This is a genomic window from Photorhabdus caribbeanensis, assembly GCF_018448885.1.
In the GTDB taxonomy this organism is placed as follows: Bacteria; Pseudomonadota; Gammaproteobacteria; order Enterobacterales; family Enterobacteriaceae; genus Photorhabdus; species Photorhabdus caribbeanensis.
The window spans coordinates 140,288-164,634 of the sequence record NZ_RCWB01000001.1 but is presented as its reverse complement, the minus strand read 5'-3'; the positions used below and the strand labels follow the sequence as shown (position 1 = coordinate 164,634).

20 protein-coding genes are annotated in these 24,347 nt (G+C 42.0%); 7 read left to right on the top strand and 13 right to left on the bottom strand.

Annotated elements, in window-relative coordinates:
• The 10 genes from mraY to ilvI form a co-directional block, all read right to left on the bottom strand.
• On the bottom strand, positions 1 to 1,083 hold the full coding sequence (gene mraY, locus EAE90_RS00915) for a phospho-N-acetylmuramoyl-pentapeptide-transferase (RefSeq protein ID WP_036777487.1): 1,083 nt from the start codon (positions 1,081 to 1,083) through the stop codon (positions 1 to 3).
• On the bottom strand, positions 1,077 to 2,456 hold the full coding sequence (gene murF / locus EAE90_RS00910) for a UDP-N-acetylmuramoyl-tripeptide--D-alanyl-D-alanine ligase (protein ID WP_214051858.1): 1,380 nt from the start codon (positions 2,454 to 2,456) through the stop codon (positions 1,077 to 1,079). The genes mraY and murF overlap by 7 nt, the downstream gene beginning before the upstream one ends.
• Positions 2,453 to 3,940, bottom strand: coding sequence for a UDP-N-acetylmuramoyl-L-alanyl-D-glutamate--2,6-diaminopimelate ligase (murE, locus tag EAE90_RS00905; protein ID WP_214051857.1), 1,488 nt, complete (start codon positions 3,938 to 3,940; stop codon positions 2,453 to 2,455). The genes murF and murE overlap by 4 nt, the downstream gene beginning before the upstream one ends.
• Positions 3,927 to 5,693 (bottom strand): peptidoglycan glycosyltransferase FtsI, encoded by a 1,767-nt coding sequence (locus EAE90_RS00900; protein ID WP_214051856.1) that lies wholly within the window; start codon positions 5,691 to 5,693, stop codon positions 3,927 to 3,929. Before EAE90_RS00900 ends, murE begins: the two co-directional genes overlap by 14 nt.
• Positions 5,694 to 5,720: 27 nt before the next feature.
• Positions 5,721 to 6,041, bottom strand: coding sequence for a cell division protein FtsL (ftsL, locus tag EAE90_RS00895; protein WP_036777482.1), 321 nt, complete (start codon positions 6,039 to 6,041; stop codon positions 5,721 to 5,723).
• A complete protein-coding gene (rsmH, locus tag EAE90_RS00890; protein WP_214051855.1) occupies positions 6,038 to 6,982 on the bottom strand; it encodes a 16S rRNA (cytosine(1402)-N(4))-methyltransferase RsmH in 945 nt (314 codons plus the stop codon). Before rsmH ends, ftsL begins: the two co-directional genes overlap by 4 nt.
• A 2-nt stretch (positions 6,983 to 6,984) precedes the next feature.
• Positions 6,985 to 7,443: a division/cell wall cluster transcriptional repressor MraZ gene (gene mraZ / locus EAE90_RS00885; protein ID WP_118984968.1), complete on the bottom strand. Its 459-nt coding sequence runs from the start codon at positions 7,441 to 7,443 to the stop codon at positions 6,985 to 6,987.
• 596 nt (positions 7,444 to 8,039) lie between these two features.
• The gene (cra, locus tag EAE90_RS00880; RefSeq protein WP_214051854.1) at positions 8,040 to 9,047 is read right to left on the bottom strand and encodes a catabolite repressor/activator; all 1,008 of its coding nucleotides are present in this window, start codon (positions 9,045 to 9,047) and stop codon (positions 8,040 to 8,042) included.
• An 86-nt stretch (positions 9,048 to 9,133) separates the two neighbouring features.
• On the bottom strand, positions 9,134 to 9,625 hold the full coding sequence (gene ilvN, locus EAE90_RS00875) for an acetolactate synthase small subunit (RefSeq protein WP_181147808.1): 492 nt from the start codon (positions 9,623 to 9,625) through the stop codon (positions 9,134 to 9,136).
• A gap of 2 nt (positions 9,626 to 9,627) precedes the next feature.
• On the bottom strand, positions 9,628 to 11,355 hold the full coding sequence (ilvI, locus tag EAE90_RS00870; protein ID WP_214051853.1) for an acetolactate synthase 3 large subunit: 1,728 nt from the start codon (positions 11,353 to 11,355) through the stop codon (positions 9,628 to 9,630).
• 750 nt (positions 11,356 to 12,105) lie between these two features.
• On the opposite strand from ilvI, the gene EAE90_RS00865 reads away from it, so the two are divergent.
• The 3 genes from EAE90_RS00865 (at position 12,106) to EAE90_RS00855 (ending at position 14,497) form a co-directional block, all read left to right on the top strand.
• Complete coding sequence (locus tag EAE90_RS00865) at positions 12,106 to 12,285, top strand: cysteine peptidase family C39 domain-containing protein (protein ID WP_214051852.1); 180 nt, start codon at positions 12,106 to 12,108, stop codon at positions 12,283 to 12,285.
• Positions 12,286 to 12,595: 310 nt separating this feature from the next.
• On the top strand, positions 12,596 to 13,861 hold the full coding sequence (locus EAE90_RS00860; RefSeq protein ID WP_214051851.1) for a hypothetical protein: 1,266 nt from the start codon (positions 12,596 to 12,598) through the stop codon (positions 13,859 to 13,861).
• Positions 13,862 to 13,870: 9 nt separating this feature from the next.
• Positions 13,871 to 14,497: a tetratricopeptide repeat protein gene (locus EAE90_RS00855; RefSeq protein WP_214051850.1), complete on the top strand. Its 627-nt coding sequence runs from the start codon at positions 13,871 to 13,873 to the stop codon at positions 14,495 to 14,497.
• A 154-nt stretch (positions 14,498 to 14,651) separates the two neighbouring features.
• Here the strand turns inward: EAE90_RS00855 and EAE90_RS00850 are convergent, their stop codons facing one another.
• From EAE90_RS00850 to leuO, 3 genes are all read right to left on the bottom strand, one after another.
• Positions 14,652 to 15,218 (bottom strand): RBBP9/YdeN family alpha/beta hydrolase, encoded by a 567-nt coding sequence (locus EAE90_RS00850; RefSeq protein WP_214051849.1) that lies wholly within the window; start codon positions 15,216 to 15,218, stop codon positions 14,652 to 14,654.
• 345 nt (positions 15,219 to 15,563) lie between these two features.
• Positions 15,564 to 17,363, bottom strand: coding sequence for an AMP-dependent synthetase/ligase (locus EAE90_RS00845; protein WP_214052029.1), 1,800 nt, complete (start codon positions 17,361 to 17,363; stop codon positions 15,564 to 15,566).
• Between the two features lie 236 nt (positions 17,364 to 17,599).
• The gene (gene leuO, locus EAE90_RS00840) at positions 17,600 to 18,544 is read right to left on the bottom strand and encodes a transcriptional regulator LeuO (RefSeq protein ID WP_214051848.1); all 945 of its coding nucleotides are present in this window, start codon (positions 18,542 to 18,544) and stop codon (positions 17,600 to 17,602) included.
• Positions 18,545 to 19,500: 956 nt separating this feature from the next.
• Here leuO and leuA point away from each other — a divergent pair.
• The 4 genes from leuA to leuD are packed head-to-tail and all read left to right on the top strand — an operon-like array spanning position 19,501 to position 24,182.
• On the top strand, positions 19,501 to 21,063 hold the full coding sequence (gene leuA, locus EAE90_RS00830) for a 2-isopropylmalate synthase (RefSeq protein WP_214051847.1): 1,563 nt from the start codon (positions 19,501 to 19,503) through the stop codon (positions 21,061 to 21,063).
• 2 nt (positions 21,064 to 21,065) lie between these two features.
• The gene (leuB, locus tag EAE90_RS00825) at positions 21,066 to 22,157 is read left to right on the top strand and encodes a 3-isopropylmalate dehydrogenase (RefSeq protein WP_214051846.1); all 1,092 of its coding nucleotides are present in this window, start codon (positions 21,066 to 21,068) and stop codon (positions 22,155 to 22,157) included.
• Position 22,158: 1 nt separating this feature from the next.
• Positions 22,159 to 23,568 (top strand): 3-isopropylmalate dehydratase large subunit, encoded by a 1,410-nt coding sequence (gene leuC, locus EAE90_RS00820; protein WP_214051845.1) that lies wholly within the window; start codon positions 22,159 to 22,161, stop codon positions 23,566 to 23,568.
• Between the two features lie 8 nt (positions 23,569 to 23,576).
• A complete protein-coding gene (gene leuD / locus EAE90_RS00815; protein ID WP_072164775.1) occupies positions 23,577 to 24,182 on the top strand; it encodes a 3-isopropylmalate dehydratase small subunit in 606 nt (201 codons plus the stop codon).
• Positions 24,183 to 24,347 lie beyond the last annotated feature (165 nt).

Genomic DNA, 24,347 nt, shown 5'->3' with positions numbered 1-24,347 from the left:
TTAACGTACCTTCAATGTTGCCAGGCCAATCAGCACTAGCATCAGAGAAATAATCCAAAAACGCACAATAACACGCGGTTCTGGCCAGCCTTTCAATTCATAGTGATGGTGAATAGGCGCCATACGGAAAATACGCTGCCCGCGCAGTTTAAAAGAACCCACCTGTAAAATAACTGACAGGGTTTCTACCACAAACACACCGCCCATAATCACCAGTAGAAACTCCTGGCGTAGCAACACAGCAATCGTCCCCAGTGCGCCACCTAATGCCAAAGAACCGACATCCCCCATGAAAACCTGAGCCGGGTAAGTGTTAAACCACAGGAAACCTAACCCCGCGCCAACAATCGCAGTACAGACGATAACCAGCTCGCCAGCATGGCTCAGATAAGGGATATGCAGATAGTTAGCAAAGTTGACGTTACCTGTTGCCCATGCCACCAAAGCAAAACCCGCCGCGACAAAAACGGTTGGCATAATTGCCAAACCATCCAATCCGTCCGTCAGATTCACCGCATTACTGGTTCCGACAATCACAAAATAGGTCAACAAAATATAAAGCACGCCCAGTTGCGGCATCACATCTTTAAAGAATGGCACAACCAATTGCGTTGCAGGAGTATCTTTACCGACACTGTACATTGCAAACGCCACCCCTAATGCCAGGACGGACTGCCAGAAATACTTCCAGCGAGCAATTAACCCTTTAGTATCTTTGCGCACGACTTTGCGGTAATCATCCACAAAACCAACAATGCCGTAACCAATCAGCACAATCAGCACGCACCAAACATAGGGGTTATTCAAACGCACCCACAACAGTGTAGAAATCGTAATTGAAAGTAAGATCAGCAAACCGCCCATCGTCGGCGTACCACGTTTGCTAAAGTGAGATTCCGGCCCATCGTTGCGAACAACCTGCCCAATTTGTAATTTTTGCAGGAAGGCTATCATGCGCGGCCCCATCCACAATGCGATAGCCAAAGCAGTCAGCAGGCTGACGATAGCCCTAAACGTCAAGTAAGAAAAGACGTTAAAGCCGGTGTGATATTTGACCAAATATTCGGCCAGCCAAACTAACATGTGAAGCTCTCCTGTAATGCGTGGACAACATCTTCCATCGTGGTATTGCGTGAACCTTTAACTAACACTGAAATAACTTTGTGTTGTTGTAATAGTGGAACCAATGTTGCGATCAATGCGGCTTTATCCGCAAAATGCTGACCACAACCGCTTGCCTCACTAACATGAATACTTAATTTGCCGACACTGAACACACTATCAATACCGCAAGAAGCTGCGGTTTCACCAATCTGACGATGGTAATCTTCTGACTGTTCACCCAATGCCCCTATATCGCCGACTACCAGCACTCGGTACCCCGGCATCTGTGATAACACCTGAACCGCAACGGTCATTGAACCAACATTGGCGTTATACGTGTCATCAAGCAGCAATTTTCCTTCTGCCAGATTAATTGGAAACAACCGCCCTGGTACCGCTTTCAGCTCTGACAAACCCAGACGGATATCTCGTAAGGTTGCACCAACAGAGATTGCCAACGCACTGGCCGCTAACGCATTGGCGACATTATGTTTCCCAGGCAACGGCAAGTTGACTTCTGTGCTGCCAATAGGCGTGTGCAGACAAAAATCCGTGGTCATTTGTTTAACCTGAATATCCGTAGCATAAAAATCAGCACCTGATGCTTGTTGCATAGAAAAACGCTGTACTGTTTTGTCACCAATAACCTGTTGCCAGTGAGACCAATCATTACTTTCCATATTGATAATGGCCGTACCTTTTTCTGGAAGGCCGGTAAAAATCTCGCCCTTAGCTTTTGCAATACTCGCAAGAGAACCAAAATCCGCTAAGTGCGCAGCAAACAAGTTATTGACTAATGCTGTTTCTGGACGAACCATTTCTACGGTATAAGCAATTTCACCAACATGGCTTGCGCCTAATTCAACCACAGCAAACTCATGTTGTTCTGTCAGTCTGAACAATGTCAGCGGTACGCCGATATCATTATTCAAGTTACCCGCGGTATAGAGCGTGTTTCCACACTGGCGCAAAATCGCCGCGGTCATCTCTTTCACCGATGTTTTGCCAGACGAACCCGTTAACGCAACGACACGCGCATGACTCTGTTGGCGAACCCAACCCGCTAATTTACCCATTGCTAAACGAGTATCTTTAACCACGACCTGTGGAAAGTTAACATCCAGCACACGACTAACAAGCAAAGCACTGGCGCCGGCTTTTACTGCATCAGCAAAAAAATCATGAGCATCAAAACGCTCACCTTTCAAGGCAATAAACAAACAGCCATTTCCAACCCTACGACTGTCAGTAGTCACATCACTGATACAAATATTTGCTGCCTGCTGTTCAGTCACCTGATTCAATACGCCATTCGTGACTTGTGCCAGTTGTTGCAAAGTGAGGGAAATCATGCAATCACCCCCAATAACCGAGCAACAGTTAACCGATCTGAGTAATCCAGCCGACGATGGCCGACCAATTGATAATCTTCATGGCCTTTACCCGCTATCAATACAACATCATCTGCTTTTGCCTGCATAATAGCGTTAGTTACCGCTTCAACACGGCCATGAATCGCTATCGCCCTTCCCGGATCAAGAAAACCCGTCAGAATGTCAGCAACAATTGCCTGTGGTTCTTCATTGCGCGGATTATCATCAGTAACAATCACATAATCAGCCCACTGTTCTGCAACGCCCCCCATCAATGGGCGTTTACCTTTATCACGATCACCGCCACAACCAAAAACGCACCAAAGCTTACCTTGACAATGCAAACGTGCAGCCATCAAAGCTTTTTCCAGCGCATCAGGCGTGTGAGCATAATCAACAACGACAACGGGTTTGCCCGGCGCAGTGAATACCTCCATTCGTCCACAGACAGGTTCCAGGCAGGAAGCTGTTTCAAGCAGTTTTTCCAACGGATAATCCAGCGCTAATAGAGTGGAAAGCGCCAACAACAGGTTGCTGACATTAAATGCCCCCATTAAAGAGCTATCAATTGTACCGCCACCCCAACTGGACTCGAAGGTGATAGATACCCCTTTATCGTGATACTTTACTTCATGCGCCGCCAACCAACGACCCTGCCAATTTTCCGGCAGACGGTTTTCCATCGTTACAGCAACCGCTTGTGGTAAACGGGATAACCATTTCAATCCAATCTCATCATCAGCATTAATGATTTGTTGCTTCACGTTATGAGTGGAAAATAACAACCATTTAGCTGCTTCGTAGTGTTCCATATCACCGTGATAATCAAGATGGTCACGACTCAAATTGGTAAACACTGCCGCCTCAAACGGCAACGCAGCCACACGCCCCTGAACCAGTCCATGAGAAGAGACTTCCATTGCCGCAAAAGTCGCCCCTTGCCGAACAAGTTGTTGCAAATCCAGTTGGATATCAACAGCAGAGCCTGTGGTATTTTCACTTGGCGCCACACGCCCCAGTAAACCATTGCCAACAGTTCCCATCACGGCACTGGTTTCACCTAATCCGTGGCTCCACTGCGCAAGTAATTGAGTCGTGGTTGTTTTACCATTGGTTCCAGTTACACCAATCAAGTGCAATTTATCACCAGGGTGACAGTAAAACTCACCAGCTAATTGAGACAACTTATTATTCAAATCGTTCACATAAACAACCGGAATACCATGCATAATTTGTACGGTTCCGTTATCAGCCTCGCCCTGGGCTTCTGCAATAACCGCCGCAACCCCTTGTGCGATGGCTTGAGGAATGTAGTGTCGACCATCTGTCTGGTGCCCTTTAATAGCAACAAACAGATCTCCGGCAGACGATTTACGGCTGTCCAATGTCATTTCGCGTAACTCACGCATTGGGGCATCAATACCCAACGGCGCAAGTAAATCGCGTAGATTACGATCTGCCACCTGTATCCTCTTTCTTATTAATCACAAATTCGTTTTTATCACCTGCTGCCAAAGCATCTGGCTCCACATTCATGATGCGTAAAACACCCCCCATAATGGCACCAAATACCGGCGCAGAAACCACACCACCGTAATACTTACCTGTCAGTGGATCATTAATGACCACAACCAGTGCAAATCTTGGGTTACTTGCCGGGGCAACACCGGCGGCGTAAGAGATATATCGATTAGCATATTTGCCATCCGGTCCGACTTTCTTGGCAGTACCCGTCTTGATTGCAATCCGATAACCTTTTATCGCAGCCCGCACTCCACCGCCGCCAGGCAAAGCCACACTCTCCATCATATGAACGACTGTTCGCATGATAGGCTCAGGAAATACTCTTGTACCTGGCACAGGTGGATCAACCCTGGTAATTGACAGCGGGCGATAAATACCCAAGCTACCAATCGTTGCATAGACCCGCGCTAACTGTAATGGTGTAACCATCAGCCCATAACCGTAAGAAAAGGTCGCTCTCTCAAGATCTGACCACCGTTGTTTTTCTGTTGGATATAAGCCACTGCTTTCTCCAACCAACCCCAGATTGGTCGCCTTTCCTAATCCAAAACGTGAATAAACATCCACCAATTCTGTCGCGGGCATGGCTAACGCGAGCTTAGAAACACCGACGTTACTCGATTTTTGTAAAATACCAGTGATAGATAATTCCGGATAACGGGATACATCTCTAATTTCCTTACCGCTTATCCTATAAGGTACTGTATTAATAACCGTATTTTCTTTGATGATACCATCATTCAACGCAGCCATTACCACCATCGGCTTAACAGTGGAACCTGGCTCGAAAATATCGGTGATAGCACGGTTGCGCATCGCGTCTTTTGGTGTATTGACAAGATTATTTGGGTTATAAGATGGGCTGTTTGCCATTGCCAGCACTTCTCCAGTATTAACATCGACTAATACCGCTGTACCGGATTCTGCTTTGTTAAAGGCCACCGCATTGGTTAATTCGCGGTAAACTAGCGCCTGTAAACGTTCATCAATACTCAATACCAGATTATGCGCCGCCAGACTATCAACAGATGAAATATCTTCGATGACACGCCCAAAGCGGTCCTTGCGTACAGTTCGTTCACCCGGTTGACCCGTCAGCCAACGATCAAAACTTTTTTCTACGCCTTCAATACCCTGACCATCAACGTTGGTCACGCCAATAATATGTGCCGTTACTTGACCTGCCGGATAATAACGCCGGGATTCCTGACGCAAATAAATCCCCGGCAATTTCAATTTATGAATGTAATCACCAACCGATGGGTTAACCTGACGCGCTAAATAAACAAAACGACCTTTCGGATTAGCACTAACTTTGTCGGTCAATTGCTCAAGAGGCAAATTAATGGCATCAGATAAAGCTTTCCAGCGGGTATCATCCGTAATACCCCCTTTTTCAAATACCTCTTTCGGATCTGCCCAAACAGCATTGACTGGAACGCTGACAGCCAGAGGTCGCCCCATACGGTCACTGATCATACCGCGGGCGGTAGGGATTGATTGCACGCGCAGGGAACGTAAATCACCTTCTTTAACCAGTTGATCCGGGTTGATGACCTGCAAATAAGTCACCCTCAGCAATAAGCCAATTAAAGCCGCGGCAATCCCCCCGCACAACAAAGCAAAACGCCAGCTAACAAAACTGGCTTTATCTTCTTGCCGTTTTAATTTCACGGAGCGTGCTGCTTTCATCGCTTACCTTTTAATATTTAAATTAACTCACTGTGAAACAACAATATTTTCCTGAGCAGGATTAACATGCTGCATATGCATTTTTTCAACAGCTATCCGCTCAACTCGACTGTGATCGCCTAAGGCATTTTCTTCGAGGATGAGATTGCGCCACTCGATATCTAATGCATCTCGTTCCACGACCAGATGTTCTCTTTCAGCCGTCAACAAGCGGGTTTCATGTGCAATGGTTACAACGACTATGGCCGAAACCAGTACAGCGACTAGAAGAATTAACGGTATTTTGGCATTCTTGAGTAAATCGTTGCCGATAATACTGGTTAATCCGTGACGTTCACCTGCCATTATTCACTAACTTTCTCAGCAAAACGCAAAACAGAACTGCGAGCCCGTGGGTTATCAGCCACTTCTTCCTCTGAAGGTTTCATCTTGCCAATCGATTTCAAGCTGCGCCCACCTTGTGCTTTCAATTGCTCTTCTGTTAATGGCAATCCTGCTGGCACCTGTGGCCCTCGACTATTCTGACGAATAAATCGTTTAACAATACGATCTTCCAGCGAATGGAAACTGATAACTGAAAGCCTCCCCTGTGGTGCAAGCACTTGTAATGCCCCCTCCAGCGCTTGCTCAATTTCTTCCAGCTCACTGTTGATATAAATCCTAATAGCCTGGAAGCTCCTGGTTGCTGGATGCTTATGTTTTTCTTTTACTGGGCTAGCCTGAGCAATTAAATCGGCTAGCGCTTTTGTTCGGGTAATTGGATCTTCCTGATTGCGTGCCACAATTGCTCTGGCAATACGTTTGGCGAAACGCTCTTCACCAAATGTCTTCAATACCCAGGCAATATCATCTGCTGTTGCCTGCATCAGCCATTCTGCTGCTGATTGCCCGCGAGTCGGGTCCATCCGCATATCTAGCGGCCCATCACGCATAAAAGAAAAACCGCGTTCTGGATCATCCAGCTGAGGCGAAGAAACACCTAAATCCAGCAATACACCATCAATTTTGCCAGTCAACCCGGCATTTTCTATATAGTGAGCCAATTTAGAAAACGGCCCATGTACAATTGAAAAACGGGGATCTGTGATCGCTTTTGCCACTTCAATCGCCTGCGGATCTCGATCAATTGCAATTAAACGACCTGCCGCCCCCAATTGCGACAAAATCAGACGTGAATGCCCACCACGACCAAATGTGCCGTCAATATAGATTCCATTTTCACGAATATTCAGCCCGTTGACTGCTTCATCCAGCAATACGCTGGTATGTTTAAAATGACTATTTGCCATATTTATAGTGATAATTCCTGTAGCCGTACTGATAAAGGTTCCTGTGTGGATTGCTCAGCCGCAATGTCATCCTTAACCTGTTGATACCAAGTCTGCTCATCCCACAGTTCAAATTTGTTGAATTGACCAACCAGCATAACCTCTTTCACTAGCCCTGCATGCTGGCGCAATGTATTAGCTAACAAAAGACGTCCTGCACTATCCATCTGACATTCACTGGCATGACCTAAAAGCAAACGTTGTACCCGACGCTCCGCCGGATTCATGCTGGATAAGCGAGAAAGTTTTTCTTCAATAATTTCCCATTCAGATAATGTATAGAGCAACAGGCACGGCTGATGAAGGTCAATGGTACAAACCATTTGCCCTTGCGATTCCTCATTTAGCATAGCCCGGTATCGGGTAGGTACGGTGAGCCGCCCCTTGCTATCGAGATTAATCTGTGTTGCTCCACGAAACATCCTCAGGTCGCCCCTGGTGATCAAAAATTACCACTTTATCCCACTAATCCCCACAATAAGGAGTTTACGGATGGGACGAAAACCTTGTCAAGCCAGAGCCGATGCGCTTTAGCTATATTTGATGGCAGGATTTTGGCTGTTAGGAGGCATAATTATTAAATTTAGCAATATCAATAATAATTAACACCATGATAATTCTGAATAATTTTACAAGCACAAGGAGAATAAATGTTTACGATAAAATAATAAAAAAATAGTTGTGTGATTAATTTATTTACATAATTTACATTTCATTACTATTCAACCATTGTACAGAAATATTTACCATTCAATTTGATGCATTTAACATTAAAACTAGCTAGCAAGAAAAAACCTCAAAATAAATATTATTAAAATCAATTTAATATATACAATACGGTAAAAAGACAAGGTAAATAGACAAATCTCAAATTCACATTAAGCGCTGTTCCATGCTCTTCTTCCTACTGAATAATTTATGTATGAAGGAAATTGCTATTTGATCGCGCAAAAACGCTTCTTTTAAGGCAGATCTGACAGCCAAAACCCCTCATCAAAAAATTAATGAGGGGTTTTTATCATATTTTTCGACTCAGACTTCCTCGACGACATAAGTCACGATGTATCCGTGTGATACCAGGTCCTGGCTTCTGCTTTTCATCCAGACTTGCTAACACCAGTTCCAATACCCGTTCAGCAATTTCACGATGACGCTGCGCTACAGAGAGTACTGGACATTCAAGGAAATCCAACAATTCATGATCACCAAAAGTCGCAATAACCAATTGATTTGGTAAACGGCCACTGTGTTTAAGGGTAACATCCATGACCCCTTGCAACAGGGCAAAAGAGGTGGTGAACAACGCTTGCGGCATTGGATGAGTTTCTAACCATTTGGTGAATACTTCAGCCGCCGCATCACGTTCATAGCTGTTTGAGTAAAGATACATCACTTTACGAGGGTCATCTTTCCATGCCTCACGGAATCCCTGTTCACGCAGAAAGCTGACTGATAGTTCAGGTAATGCGCCAAGATAAAGCACAGATTCAGCCGGGAATTGACGAAATTCTTGCGCCAACATCTTTGCATCTTCAAAATCATCACCCACTACGCTAATAAAGTGGTCATTTTCGAGTGCCCGATCGAGAGCAATAATCGGCAAAGAACGATTTGCCCAGCGTTGATAAAAAGGATGCTCCGGCGGTAATGCGGTAGAAACAATAATTGCATCCACCTGACGTTGCAACAGGTGCTCAACACAGCGCATTTCATTATCAGGTTGGTCTTCCGAACAGGCTATCAATAACTGATAGCCGCGCTGACGAGCCTGACGTTCCAAATAATTCGCAATACGGGTATAGCTGGTATTTTCTAAATCTGGGATAACCAAACCAATAGAACGGGTACGTCCTGCACGGAGACCGGCAGCCACAGCATTAGGATGGTAATTATGCTCTCTAACCACTGCCATCACTTTTTCTACCGTTTTATCACTGACACGGTATTGCTTGGCTTTACCATTAATTACATAACTGGCCGTTGTGCGTGAAACACCTGCAAGGCGGGCGATTTCATCCAGTTTCACATTAACTCCTTATAGACCCCAAAAAGGCCCTACTTTATCGCAGAGCCTGATAAATGTATGCATATTGCCCCGCAGTTTGCGATTTTTTATCGCATAATTTTATCCCCGCGAGATACGCCGACAATACCTGAACGAGCAACTTCAACAATTTCAGCAACATCTCGAACAGCATCAAGAAATGCATCCAATTTATCGCTGGTTCCTACCAATTGCACCGTATATAAGGTCGAAGTCACATCGATGATCTGCCCACGGAAGATGTCAGTACTGCGTTTGATCTCCTCACGCCCATATCCGCTGGCCTGTAATTTGACTAACATGATCTCACGCTCTACGTGAGAACCTGATGCCAACTCGCTGACTCGTAACACATCCACCAGCTTGTGCAACTGTTTTTCTATCTGTTCAAGTACCCTTGCATCGCCCTTAGTCTGAATTGTCATCCGCGATAATGTCGGATCATCAGTTGGGGCGACAGTTAAACTTTCAATGTTGTAGCCACGTTGGGAAAACAGACCAACAACCCGGGACAAAGCCCCTGATTCGTTTTCAAGTAATACAGATAAAATCCGGCGCATAATCAGGTTCTCTCCGTTTTGCTTAACCACATCTCATCCATTGCTCCTCCTCGGATCTGCATAGGATATACATGTTCAGTTTCATCCACTGTGACATCAACAAATACCAGCCGTTGATTTTCAGTCACCTCTTTCAGGGCCTCCGCCAATTTACTTTCCAATTCATCATAACGTTGGATAGAAATGCCAACATGACCATAAGCCTCAGCCAGTTTGACAAAATCAGGCAAGGACTCCATATAGGACTGAGAATGACGGCCAGCATAAATCATGTCTTGCCACTGTCTTATCATCCCCAGGAAACGGTTATTCAAATTCAGAACCAGTATCGGCAACCCATATTGCAACGCGGTAGACAGCTCCTGAATATTCATCTGAATACTGCCATCCCCGGTAACACAGACAACCGTCGCTTCCGGTTTCACCAGTTTAACGCCCAAAGCCGCCGGTAAACCAAATCCCATCGTTCCTAAACCACCGGAACTGATCCAACGCCTTGGTTTATCAAATGGGTAATGCAATGCAACAAACATCTGATGCTGTCCAACATCGGAAGTGACATAAGCTTCCCCCTTCGTCAGACGATAGAGAACCTCGATAGCCGCTTGTGGTTTAATTTTTTCGCCACCGCGATCAAAATTGAGACATTTACGGCTACGCCATTGCTGAATAGATAACCACCAATCTTTCAGCGCATCGGGATCTTGTGTATCCTCTACGGTCTCCAGCAATGCCAACATTTGTCCAAGCACCTGTTTAGCATCACCAACAATAGGTACATCTGCGGAAACCGTCTTCGAAATTGATGTCGGATCAATATCAATATGTAATACCGTTGCTCCCGGGCAATACTTTTCCAGATTATTGGTAGTACGATCATCAAAACGTACACCGACAGCAAAAATGACATCTGAATTATGGATTGCTTTGTTAGCTTCGAATGTACCATGCATACCGAGCATGCCCAGGCTTTGTGGATGAGTTGAAGGAAAACAGCCCAATCCCATCAGGGAGCTCACAACAGGGATATTGAATTTTTCTGCCAATATCAGTAATTCTGCTGAGCAATCTGCGTTAATCGCCCCCCCACCCACATATATAACCGGTTTTTTCGCATTTAATAGTTTTCTTAATGCCCGCTTAATCTGCCCTTTGTGTCCTTGAATCGTTGGATTATAAGAGCGCATACTTATCTGATCAGGATAAATATAGGGTAATTTTACTGCCGGATTTACCGTGTCTTTCGGTAAATCAATAACGACGGGTCCCGGACGACCGCTGGAAGCTAGATAGAAGGCTTTTTTCAGTACCTTCGGAATATCCTCGGCTTTTTTCACTAAAAAACTGTGTTTTACGATCGGGCGGGATATCCCCACCATGTCACATTCCTGGAATGCATCATTACCAATCAACGAACTGGCGACTTGACCGGACAATACAACCATTGGAATTGAATCCATATAAGCTGTGGCAATACCCGTAATGGCATTGGTTGCTCCCGGGCCGGAAGTGATCAATACCACACCCACCTTCCCGGTAGAACGAGCATAACCATCAGCCATATGAACTGCCCCCTGCTCATGACGTACCAGGATATGCTCGATGCCCCCAACCGTATGCAGGGCATCATAAATATCCAGTACTGCCCCCCCCGGATAACCGAATATATGCTTAACGCCCTGATCAATTAACGATCGGACGACCATTTCAGCTCCTGATAACATCTCCATAGGTTTTCCTCCAGGCTCTGTTTGCAAGTTAATAAATCGGAAGTTCCTTCCACTTTTATTTTGGTAAGACGAATGGCCTCTCAGCGATATATTGATGCTGAGTTAATTAACATAACGCTAGAAACGGGTGTTAGCAATGTGAGTACAAGGCAGAAGAGCAACTTTCTGACAATTCAATATGTCTCTTGCAAGCGTTATCTTACTATCAAGAAGCTAAAGGTAAGTAGAATATGATTGGCTATACCTAAAAAGAACGACAACGTATAGGCATTATCCAGTATATATACGATAAAAGACTAAAAAACAGTTTTCAAAATCGTTTAAGTCTCCGAGGTATGAAGCTGATAAAGGAAATGCAGACAAACGTCTCAGATAATTTGATCGTCATTTCCTCATTTTTGAATAGCCACTGCAAATAATTGATTAGGGTAAAATCAATTTACCTCATTTTAATTAGATAATACGATAGAAGCTATTATTTTTCCTGCCGTCCCAGTCTCAACTATTCAATATTTTCCCAGAGATTTTATGTATGATTTTTATACTCATATACGCAAATTAAATAATAAACAAAAAGATCATCTCCCAAGAAGATGATTTAAGGGTGACAATTAAATGGTAATTTAAATTAATCAGACTATTTGGTTACAATACAATCAAACTATATCATTAAAATTATTTATAAAAGGTAATAATAAGTTATGATATAGATAGTTCAATTTTAACTTCTAATGTTTGATAGGATCTGATTTGGCTCTTGTAGGATTAGATAAAACCCAGTGGTTACTTGCTGCTAATAAATTGGGTTTAAAGACAAAAAGTATCAAAAAAGATTTTTTCCGCCTGCCTTATGTAGGGCTATCTGGAATACAGATAAACAACATTTCATTTCGTGCCAAGGAAACCAAGTTGTGTCCCTCAATTCAATAATCGTCCTAAGAAATATAAACGGATACAACCTAATTTATTCGACTATCATTTAGTTAGATAAAAATCATCTGACTGTTAATGATGAACAAATGATGCTAGTTGCCAATATGAACATAAAGGTAGAAACAAAAACTGACCGACTGAAAATTATTGACTATGTGCTCAGCCCGTTAAAAACCAAAACCGAAGAAAGCCTTTAGGAATGATAATGACTTCTCAATTCATTTTTTAAAACAAAAAGAACCAATTTAGTGACACTTTATCTGAAAGATAAGAACTATTTTTTAAATCAATGAGGAAGAAACCACATATGCCTGATGAAACGCTACAACACCCTAAACATAAAACAATAGGAATATTTGAAAACTATCAAGAAATTATGCCCGACGATAAACTTTCATACTTTGAAAACACACCGTCTATAACCTTGCATGTAGCCCCCCAAGGTGCTCCTATAGCAGGAGAAAATGGAATCAATATAGGTAAATCACTTACGGGTCATGTTTTCTATACCATCAGAAATAACAACCCCAAAACTGGTAATTTTGAGTCCATTACCGCAGGATTAAGTCCGGGGGAAGATTGGGGTACCGTTAAAGACAATTTGTCGTTTAATGACCATATACGCTACCCTACGGCCTCATCACTAACAATGGTATCCCAAAACCTTCAATTCTTGATGGACCTTGATATGGTTTTTCAGAAAACTATTGATTACCGGGATGGAAAAACGCAACCACCATCCTATAATTTATTAACAAATAACTGTATTGATTTTGTAAAAGAGACGTTTCACAGAAAGGGAGGACATGCTGGTTACTCTGGCATTACTCTAAACTTAGAGAAGACTCCTAATCAAGTACTCAATCAAATTTTCCCAAACCCGAAAAAAGTTACGAAAACTTACATAACACCATTAGTAATTGATTTAAATGGTGATGGCGTTCAAACAGTAACCAGTGAATTAGGAGTAATATTTGATTTTGACGGTCAAGGGCAGAAAGTCAATACAGGTTGGATCGATGCAAATGATAGCCTATTAGGCTGGGATAAAAACAATGACAGATTAATCAATAATGGCACCGAATTGTTTGGGGAAAATTCCCAACTGTCATCTGGAGTAAAAGCACAACATGGTTTTATGGCTTTAGCTGATATAGACAGCAATCAGGACGGTATTATTGATAACCAAGATGTAACTTGGAACACATTAAAAATCTGGCAGGATAGGAATTTAGACGGACTCAGTACCCCAGATGAACTTAACAGCCTTGAAGAAACCGATATTAAATCTATTCAACTAAACTATCAGGAGAGCGATTATTTTGACCTACAAGGTAATTACCACGGACTGACATCTACCGTCAACTGGTCAAATGGATATCAGACAGAGATCACGGATGTCTGGTTTAAACAGGAGTCAATATCTATACACGAAGCTGAACTAAGTAACGAATTACATAATCTAATTAATGCGATGGCCTGCTTTGTCAGCCAGCAAACAGAAGAAATTAACAACACTATCTCTGTCGGGATAACACCAATTCAACTTCTTACCGTCAACCCGATAGGATAAACTAGTAGAATGAAATATATACTTTTGCTGATAATCGTATTATTTACCAATGCATGTGCAGAACCGACGAAAACAAATATTCCTAGAACTGTATTTGATGGAATTAAATATACAGGTATGGTTAATGAACTTCCACTGAAAGTACCGAGAACAGTTGAAGAGTTTCGGGAACTGGAAAAACAAGCTCAGAATGGTAGCGTTGATGCCTATTTTTTATTAGGAAAACTTTATACTGACAATTCATTAAAGGAATCAGAAAGGGATTACCAAAAAGCCATCGAATATTACAGCAAGGCATTAAAGTTAGATAAAAACCATGCGGAATCTTTATATAATCTCGGTATAATTTATAGTTTTGGTTATGGAGTACAAGAAGATCAAATAAAAGCCAATGATCTACTTCAAAGAGCTGGAGATTCTGGAATAATAAATGGGTATCAGATAATAGGAGTAAATTATTTACATGGTTTAGGGAATAGCCCACAAGATTTAGAAAAAGCATTTCATTATATTAAAATAAATGCTGAAAAGGGCACCGTGGAAAAAGAAATATCTCAAGAAATAATAAACCATTGGGATGAATTTTTAATTCTAATGAGATATAAACCCATCCCATCAGTAGAAAAAAGCAACTAAAAATACACTTATAATCCCGCTCTATATTCAGAGCGGGTTATTTTACAGTAAGCAAATGATATTTTAACAACTTATTTAAAACACACAAAATCTATCATAATTAAATAAAACATGAAAAAACCTGCCATATTCATTTATATAATAAAATTCCGGTTCACAACATTGAATTATCTTTTAATACCTTATCTAAGCTAGGAAAAACAGTAAAACCGTCGCGATCTAAAAAATGTCCGCCATCAGGGAAACCATATAATTCAGCCCGGAGCTGCTGACTTAAATTTAATGTAAACTGTGGAGGTACAATCTCATCATTAAGCGATAATATTACTATTCGTTGGTTTATTTTGTGTATAAGGGGACGAAAATCCAAATACTCCTCAGTAAATATACTTAATTCGGGTAAAGTCGATAATTTTTCATAAAATCCTGCAATTAATACAATCCCCCCAATATTTACATTATCAGGTAAAGATGAAATATAACGGAGTGTGGCAATACAGCCTAAACTATGCCCAATAAAAAGCGTTTTTTCATTAGGATTAGGTACACTCTCCTGCAACTTTTCTTGCCATAAATGAGGTGAAGGAGCGTGAGATTCAGGCATTTCCGGCACTATTACCCGGACATTTAACCTTTCATATTGACCTTTAAGCCAAGGAAACCAATGATGATCAGGAGTCGCCATAAGACCATGAACAATAACTACATTATCAAAATTCATCAATTCACCTCATTATACAAAACGTGTCTTATTTACTATGCATAGGCATAAGTATAAAATACTATCATTTCTTTTTTATAACCATCTTTTTCATCATATCGTTTAAAGTCAGATAATTATACCTTTCTCTAACCTATTAAATAACAAATGCTCTATTCTAAGCATAGAATGATATTAGAGAATATAATTTATCTACGATTTTTACGATTGGACTACCGATTACTCAGCTAATATTGAAATTTTTAAAACCGGATACTCCTGAGATAAATTTAAAGTAGAATATTACTGCAATACCACATTAAATTTCCCTTGAATAGCCGGTTGCGCTATATAAAATTTCAGAAATCAATCTTGATACATAGATTCAATTTCGTTATGGTAACGCTGCATAATAATTTTCCTCCTCAATTTCAGTGTTGGAGTTAATTCACCCGTTTCCATTGAAAATGGCTTTGGCAGTAACGTAAATCGTTTTACTTGATCGAAGTGAGCAAAGTTTTTCTGCATCTCTTTCAAACGTTGCTCAAACATATTGATAATCTGACTATGACGCAGTAATTCAACCCGGTCATGATATTTGAGATTAATTGATTTTGCATACTCTTCCAATACATCATAACAAGGCACGATAAGGGCGGATACAAATTTACGAGCATCAGCAATAACAGCAACATGTTCAATAAAACGATCTTGCCCCAAAATGCTTTCTATCATTTGAGGAGCAATATATTTACCATTCGATGTTTTCATCAAGTCTTTCAGACGTTCAGTAATGAACAAATGACCATTTTCATCCAGTTTACCGGCGTCACCGGTACGCAACCAACCGTCTTGAGTAAATGCTTTGATGGTTTCTTGCTGATTATTGAAATAGCCTTTCATCACAATTGGGCCACGCACTTGTATTTCATCTTCTTCACCGATACGGACGTCGATGCCAGGCAATGGTTTGCCAATAGAACCAAGCACATAACCTTGCTCTTCCCAACAGGAAACTGTGGCGCAAGTCTCTGTCATGCCATAGCCATATTTGATATTTATCCCAACAGCGAGAAAGAACAGAATAATCGTTTCGTCCAATCGTGCACCAGCAGCAGGTAAAAATCGAACTTTGCCCCCCAACACATTCCGTAATTTGCTCAACACTAATTTATCAGCCAGTCGATGCATTGCCGTTGACCAAGGACAGCTTTTTTTATCTTGCAATTTACGTAAAAATTGACGCTCACCACATTTAATTGCCCAATTAAAGAGTTTTTTTCGATGCCAAGGTGCCTGAGAAACCTTTTCAAAAATCGCACTGTAAATTTTTTCATAAAATCTCGGCACTGCGCACATCACTGTCGGGCAAACATCCGCCATAGCTTGACGAACAAAGTTAGTGTCGGTCAGATAAACATTTTGTGCCCCTACATGCATGACATAAAAACTCCATGCGCGTTCGAAGACATGGGATAACGGCAGAAAACTCAAAGAAACATCCTGATCAGTTAACGTCAGGATATGATCATGTGAATACAACTGATAGGCTAAATTACGGTAATCAAGCATGACGCCTTTAGGCTCACCAGTTGTACCAGATGTATAAATAAGCGTAAAAAGATCATCAAGATCGTGATTAGCAATACGGGTTTCCAACTCCGACTGATATTGTAATTTATTATCGGCTATGAAATCAGATAAATGCTGAGCTAATGAACAATCCCGCAAATCGACTGATTCATCTAAGACAATAATGTGACTCAACTGGGGACAACGTTCTGTCAAAGTAATAGCAACATCGTACTGCGGCTGCCCACCAACAAACAGAATACGCACATTAGCATCATTTAGTATGAAACTCGCTTGTTCTTGACTACTAGTTGCATATAGAGGAACAGTAACCGCCCGAAGTTGTAATACAGCAATATCTGTCAATGACCACACCATGCTGTTATGTGCAAAAAGACCAATTTTTTCTTGCACATCGACACCAATCTCCAACAAAGCCCGGCTAATAGCATTGGTTTTTTTGCCAATATCATTCCAATTTAGTTCGAGTTGTTCAGCCGGAGACCATTGGCGAAAAGCAATTTTCTCTGGATGTTGTTTGATTTGTTGTTGCAACCGGTTTATCAAGTGATAAGGATGTAAATTTTTAGTTATCACAATTTTTTTCCTGCTCGAAAAATTTTTTTCTTATCGGAGAAAAAACAGCAATTTTATTCTCTGATAATACCTTTTCGCATCACTTATTCGCTTTTCAGCTTACAGGTGTTAGCTATTTCCTTGCAGTCTACCGATTCCTGAACAACAGGAAAAGCCTATTTATCAAAAGTTGAAAAATTTGTGATAAAATAAAAAAACTCACCACCCTTATGCAGTAGTGAGTTTCAAATTAATTATCTGTCACTAAGTTGACTCAACAACGATTTCATCCACTGATGCCCTTTATCTTTCGTTGTGGATTCATGCCAAATCAAATAACACGGACGACTTACTTGATCCCACGGTAATGAAACCGCCCTTATTGCTAATTGTTCGCTATAGTGCTCAACCAACCATCTTGGCGCAATTGCAACCAAATAGGTTTGAGAGACAATATGCAACACACTATTCAAGTCGGTACCCTGATAAACAACCGAACGCAAACGTTCCCCTCCATCATAATAGGGAACGCTGAATGAACATATATTATCCAATGATACAACTGCATGATGTTCCTCATACAATTGCTGCTCACTAATACTATTTTCAATTCTTGGATGATGATTAGAAACAGCCAAAACCAACTCATCATTGAATAACGGGTAATGATGAAAATCCATGCGTTCTAGCTGTGTATAGCTAATGACAAACTCAGTTTCCTGGTATCTGAGCTGATGCTCAATATTATCATGTAAATATGATCTAATCGTCACACCCAGATTAGGTGTATTTTGTTTTACCTGTTCAACTATTTTTGCAGCCAGCCTAATATCCAGAGGGCTACAAATTGAAAGACTAAAAACCCTATCACTATTATCAGGTTCAAAACCAACCCCAGGTAACTCATTATATACCAGTTGCAATGCCTGACGAACTGGACCAAATAATTGATGGGCCCTTGCCGTCGGTTGTATTCCACGCCCATAACGCACAAATAATTCATCATTGAACATTAGCTTCAAACGAGAAACCGCATTGCTGACCGCAGGTTGTGACATTCCTAATATCTGTGCCGCACGTGTCACATTCTGCATTTGCATAACTGCATCAAAAACAGTCAACAGATTGAGATCCACATTACGTAAATGAATTTCATTTGGATCTTTTTTGGTTGCAGTTACTGAGGTGTATTCAGCCATTGTTTAACTCCACTAAACTCATGCAGATGATCCCGGCTAATAACAAAACATCAGAAATACCTTCATTCATTACTCAGATATTACGATGACTATAACTATTAACGAGATCAATTGTCTTAATCATTTAGATAACAAATAATTAAGACTCGTCCTTGTACAAATCTGAATACGCATAGCTAACCAGCGCATCCCCCTATTAGTGTTAAAAATATATAATTTCAATTAGTAGACAATGTAGTGCTCATTATTCATTCACAAAAAAGTACAATTACGTTAACAATTTATTCACCCTGCTATTCTGTATATGATGATAAATCAAAGAATGACACAATTCATAATAAAATTACTGACTTATTATTATTAAACAATTTTATCAGAGTTATTATGTTATAGAATTATTTTTTCAAAGATATATAACATAACTTTCTATTTGTATCTATTTTTCCAATGACAAATGATGTTTTTCGGAAAAATACAAATCCACTTCCAGCTCATCAAACAAAAAATACTTAATTTTAATTAATCAGTATAATGCACTATTTTTATATAAATCTTAGCTCATCACGAAAGGCAAACCCAAACAAAAAAGAATAAAATAAAATCTTTTTAAATATAAACAGATCAACACTTCAATTTACCGCTATAAGAAAAGTAAAACCAAGAATCATATACCTAAATGAATTCTTGACATCACTTTTAAGATAACGTATCAATAAAAGCATACGAATCACGAACACTCATTAATACTACTGAAAGGTTGGATCGATATGATTCACTCAATTTGTCTATTAAACCTACTACTTATCGTATCTGATATGCGCGGTATGCTGGTGGACAGAAAACAGAGTTGATTCAAAACAGAGTTGGTCCCAACCAGACATTAACAAGAACCCGCGCCATGCGCGGGTTTTTTTTACCTGCTGGGCGCAAAAAATAACCACGAGAGGAACGTACATATGAACCAGCAAGTTATTATCTTCGACACCACGTTACGTGATGGAGAACAAGCATTACAAGCCAGCTTATCTGTGAACGAAAAACTCCAAATTGCCTTGGCCTTGGAAAGAATGGGTGTTGATATCATGGAAGTCGGTTTTCCAGTTTCCTCTCCTGGTGATTTTGAATCCGTACAAACGATCGCTAAACAGATAAAAAACAGCCGTGTTTGTGCCTTAGCGCGTTGTGTAGAAAAAGACATCGATGTAGCGGCAGAAGCATTAAAAGTTGCGGAAGCCTTTCGAATCCACGTTTTCTTGGCCACTTCCAATTTACATATTGAATCCAAGCTGAAAAAAACATTCGAAAATGTTATGGAAATGGCGACTCAATCAATCAAACGAGCACGCCGTTACACTGATGATGTCGAATTCTCCTGTGAAGATGCGGGCCGTACACCTATTGATAATTTGTGTCGGATCGTTGAAAACGCTATCAAAGCCGGCGCAACGACTATCAATATCCCAGATACTGTCGGTTACACCGTGCCATATCAATTTGGCGGCATCATTACTAACTTGATCGAACGTGTTCCTAATATCGATAAAGCGATATTATCCGTCCATTGCCACGATGATTTGGGGATGTCTGTCGCCAACTCGATCACAGCAGTACAATCCGGCGCCCGTCAGATAGAAGGGACGATAAACGGCCTGGGTGAACGTGCCGGCAATTGCTCACTGGAAGAAGTCATTATGGCGATTAAAGTCCGTCAGCAAACGTTAGGCGTTTATACCAATATCAACCATCAAGAAATTTACCGCACCAGTCAGTTGGTCAGCCAATTATGCAATATGCCGATCCCCGCGAATAAAGCAGTTGTTGGTAGCAATGCATTTTCCCACTCATCCGGGATTCATCAGGACGGGGTACTGAAAAATCGTGAAACTTACGAAATTATGACACCAGAGTCCATCGGCCTGAAAGAAATTCAATTGAATCTGACTTCCCGATCCGGTCGTGCCGCAGTGAAACACCGTATGGAAGAGATGGGATATCAGGACAAAGATTACGATCTGGATAGCTTATACGAAGCCTTTTTACGTCTGGCAGATAAAAAAGGTCAGGTATTTGACTATGATTTGGAAGCCTTAGCCTTCATGAACCTGCAACAGCAAGAACCCGAATTTTTCCATTTGGATCACTTTAATATCCAATCTGGTTCTAACGTGATGGCAACCGCCGCTGTACGTTTAGTGTGTGGCAAAGAGGTGAAATCAGAAGCTGCCACAGGTAATGGCCCGGTAGATGCTATCTATCAGGCAATCAGCCGAATAACTGAATACCCAATTGAACTGGTTTCTTATCAGTTATCAGGTAAAGGCCACGGGAAAAATGCTCTGGGTCAGGTAAATATCGTTGTCGAATGCTTTGGACGTCGCTTCCACGGCATGGGATTGGAAACCGATATTGTTGAATCTTCTGCCAAGGCAATGATTCATGCTCTAAACTGCGTTTGGCGTACAGAGCAAGTTAAGAAAGAGAAACAACGTATACAGCAAAATACAAAGGAAATGGTGTAAACATGTCGAACAATTATCATATTGCAGTTTTACCCGGTGATGGTATTGGCCCCGAAGTTATGGCACAAGCCTATAAGATATTGGACGCAATCCGTAAGCGTTTCAATATCCGTATCACCACCAGCGAATATGATGTGGGGGGGATTGCTATTGATCGCCACGGCTGTTCACTACCGGCAAAAACCATAGCAGGTTGTGAACAGGCTGATGCCATATTGTTCGGCTCCGTGGGAGGGCCTAAATGGGAACATTTACCACCAGCAGAACAACCTGAGCGTGGCGCACTGTTGCCATTACGCAAACATTTCAAATTATTCAGCAACTTACGCCCTGCCCGCTTATATGCCGGATTAGAGGTATTTTGTCCTTTACGCAGTGATATTGCCGCCAAAGGCTTTGATATTTTATGTGTCCGTGAATTAACCGGCGGTATCTATTTTGGTCAACCCAAAGGACGTGAAGGCCAAGGTAAATATGAACGAGCATTTGATACTGAGATTTATCACCGTTTTGAAATCGAGCGCATTGCCCGTATCGCTTTCGAATCCGCTCGCAAACGCAGTAATAAAGTGACATCTATTGATAAAGCAAATGTGTTGCAGAGTTCTGTATTGTGGCGAGAAGTGGTTACTGAGATTGCAAAAGAGTATCCAGATGTAGAAATCAATCACATGTACATTGATAACGCCACCATGCAGTTAATTAAAGATCCATCTCAGTTTGATGTGATGCTGTGCTCCAATATTTTTGGCGATATCTTATCTGATGAATGCGCCATGATTACCGGTTCAATGGGCATGTTACCTTCCGCCAGCCTGAATGAAAAAGGTTTTGGCCTGTATGAACCCGCAGGCGGTTCTGCGCCAGATATTGCCGGAAAAGGTATTGCTAACCCGATAGCCCAAATCCTGTCTGCCGCCTTACTATTGCGTTACAGCTTAGGTAACAATGACGCCGCAAATGCGATTGAACAGGCGGTTAACTACGCGCTGGAACAGGGTTATCGCACAATAGATTTAGCCGGAAACGGTAAAGCAATTAGTACTGATGAAATGGGCGGCGCTATCGCCCGTTATATAGCCGAGGGTATCTAACATGGCTAAAACTTTATATCAAAAATTATATGACGCTCATATTGTCCGGGAAGTACCGAATGAAACCCCGTTACTCTATATTGATCGTCATCTGGTTCATGAAGTGACCTCGCCGCAAGCTTTTGATGGTTTGCGCACCAAAGGCCGCCCAGTGCATCAGCCAGGTAAAACATTCGCAACAATGGATCATAACGTATCCACGCAAACAAAAGACATTAACGCCTGTGGTGACATGGCCCGTATCCAAATGCAGGAGTTAATGAAAAACTGCGCCGAATTCGGTATCACATTATATGACCTCAACCACCCTTATCAGGGGATTGTTCATGTCATCGGGCCTGAACAGGGTATAACCCTGCCAGGCATGACTATTGTTTGTGGTGATTCCCACACCGCAACGCATGGAGCATTCGGCGCGTTGGCTTTCGGCATTGGCACTTCTGAAGTTGAACATGTACTCGCCACCCAAACGCTGAAACAAGCCCGCGCTAAAACTATGAAAATCGAAGTGATGGGTGATGCCGCTAATGCTATCACCGCCAAAGATATCGTTCTGGCGATCATCGGCAAAACAGGTAGCGCAGGTGGTACAGGGTATGTGGTGGAATTCTGTGGTAAGGCGATTGAAGCACTTAGCATGGAAGGCCGTATGACTTTATGTAATATGGCAATTGAAATGGGTGCTAAAGCTGGTTTGGTTGCACCGGATGAAACGACTTTTGCTTATATGAAAGGCCGCCAGTTCTCACCAAAAGGAGAGCTGTGGGAACAAGCTGTTGCTTACTGGAAGACATTGAAATCCGATCCTGATGCACAATACGACACCGTTATTACGATTAATGCAGAAGAGATCTCTCCGCAGGTAACATGGGGAACAAACCCCGGACAAGTGATCGCCATTGATCAAGCCATTCCTGCGCCGGAATCTTTTAGTGATCCTGTCGAACGTGCCTCTGCTGAAAAAGCACTGGCTTATATGGACTTGAAACCCGGTATTAAGCTAACAGATGTAAAGATCGATAAAGTCTTTATCGGCTCTTGCACCAACTCCCGAATTGAAGATTTACGGGCTGCCGCAGCCATCGCACAAGGCCATAAAGTTGCCCCTGGCGTTCAGGCAATCGTTGTTCCCGGATCAGGCCCTGTTCAAGCACAAGCAGAAGCAGAGGGTTTGGATAAAATTTTCATAGAGGCTGGTTTTGAATGGCGCTTACCCGGATGTTCTATGTGTCTGGCAATGAATAACGACCGCCTGCAACCCGGTGAACGCTGCGCTTCTACCAGTAACCGCAACTTTGAAGGGCGCCAAGGACGTGGTGGGCGCACCCATTTGGTTAGCCCAGCGATGGCAGCAGCAGCAGCGATTAATGGTCATTTTATCGATATACGCCATCCAGCACAGAAGTCATAAAGGAGAGAATGATGGAAAAGTTTATTCAACATACTGGCTTGGTTGCTCCTTTAGATGCAGCAAACGTCGATACTGATGCCATTATTCCCAAACAATTCTTGCAGAAAGTCACTCGTACAGGATTTGGTCAACATCTGTTTCATGACTGGCGTTTTCTTGATGATGAAGGGCAAAAACCTAACCCTGAATTCGTATTAAATCAGCCTTGTTATCAGGGTGCCAGTATCCTTCTGGCTCGTGAAAACTTTGGTTGCGGCTCCTCCCGTGAACATGCACCTTGGGCACTGACGGATTATGGTTTTAAAGTGGTTATCGCCCCAAGTTTTGCGGATATTTTCTACGGTAACGCTTTCAACAACCAATTACTGCCAGTTAAGCTGAACGATAAAGATGTCAACGAACTATTTGAGTTGATTCAGCAAAACAAAGCTTGCCGTTTTACTGTCGATCTAGAACAACAGAAAGTTCACGCTGGCAATAAAAGTTATGCTTTTGAAATCGATAGCTTCCGGCGTCACTGTATGATGAATGGTCTGGACAGTATCGGCCTGACATTACAACATCTGGACGCCATAACAACCTACGAGCAGGAACAACCGGTTTTTCTACGTTAATTTTTCCTTTATTGACCTATCCCGTAGTTTTCTGCTACGGGATTTTTCTATCGTTGTCAAAGGTAAGAACAACCCCACCACTCAATACTCATGCAAACAGTCATCTTTCAGCCATATGCAGCGCTTTAACTAATATTTAATCACTCCATATCACATTTAAAAGAA

Excerpts from the sequence above, each read along its gene's own strand:
- mraY (WP_036777487.1), bottom strand. The coding sequence starts at position 1,083 with ATGTTAGTTTGGCTGGCCGAATATTTGGTCAAATATCACACCGGCTTT.
- murF (WP_214051858.1), bottom strand. The coding sequence starts at position 2,456 with ATGATTTCCCTCACTTTGCAACAACTGGCACAAGTCACGAATGGCGTA.
- EAE90_RS00900 (WP_214051856.1), bottom strand. The coding sequence starts at position 5,693 with ATGAAAGCAGCACGCTCCGTGAAATTAAAACGGCAAGAAGATAAAGCC.
- rsmH (WP_214051855.1), bottom strand. The coding sequence starts at position 6,982 with ATGGCAAATAGTCATTTTAAACATACCAGCGTATTGCTGGATGAAGCA.
- mraZ (WP_118984968.1), bottom strand. The coding sequence starts at position 7,443 with ATGTTTCGTGGAGCAACACAGATTAATCTCGATAGCAAGGGGCGGCTC.
- ilvN (WP_181147808.1), bottom strand. The coding sequence starts at position 9,625 with ATGCGCCGGATTTTATCTGTATTACTTGAAAACGAATCAGGGGCTTTG.
- ilvI (WP_214051853.1), bottom strand. The coding sequence starts at position 11,355 with ATGGAGATGTTATCAGGAGCTGAAATGGTCGTCCGATCGTTAATTGAT.
- EAE90_RS00860 (WP_214051851.1), top strand. The coding sequence starts at position 12,596 with ATGCCTGATGAAACGCTACAACACCCTAAACATAAAACAATAGGAATA.
- EAE90_RS00855 (WP_214051850.1), top strand. The coding sequence starts at position 13,871 with ATGAAATATATACTTTTGCTGATAATCGTATTATTTACCAATGCATGT.
- EAE90_RS00850 (WP_214051849.1), bottom strand. The coding sequence starts at position 15,218 with ATGAATTTTGATAATGTAGTTATTGTTCATGGTCTTATGGCGACTCCT.
- leuO (WP_214051848.1), bottom strand. The coding sequence starts at position 18,544 with ATGGCTGAATACACCTCAGTAACTGCAACCAAAAAAGATCCAAATGAA.
- leuA (WP_214051847.1), top strand. The coding sequence starts at position 19,501 with ATGAACCAGCAAGTTATTATCTTCGACACCACGTTACGTGATGGAGAA.
- leuB (WP_214051846.1), top strand. The coding sequence starts at position 21,066 with ATGTCGAACAATTATCATATTGCAGTTTTACCCGGTGATGGTATTGGC.
- leuC (WP_214051845.1), top strand. The coding sequence starts at position 22,159 with ATGGCTAAAACTTTATATCAAAAATTATATGACGCTCATATTGTCCGG.
- leuD (WP_072164775.1), top strand. The coding sequence starts at position 23,577 with ATGATGGAAAAGTTTATTCAACATACTGGCTTGGTTGCTCCTTTAGAT.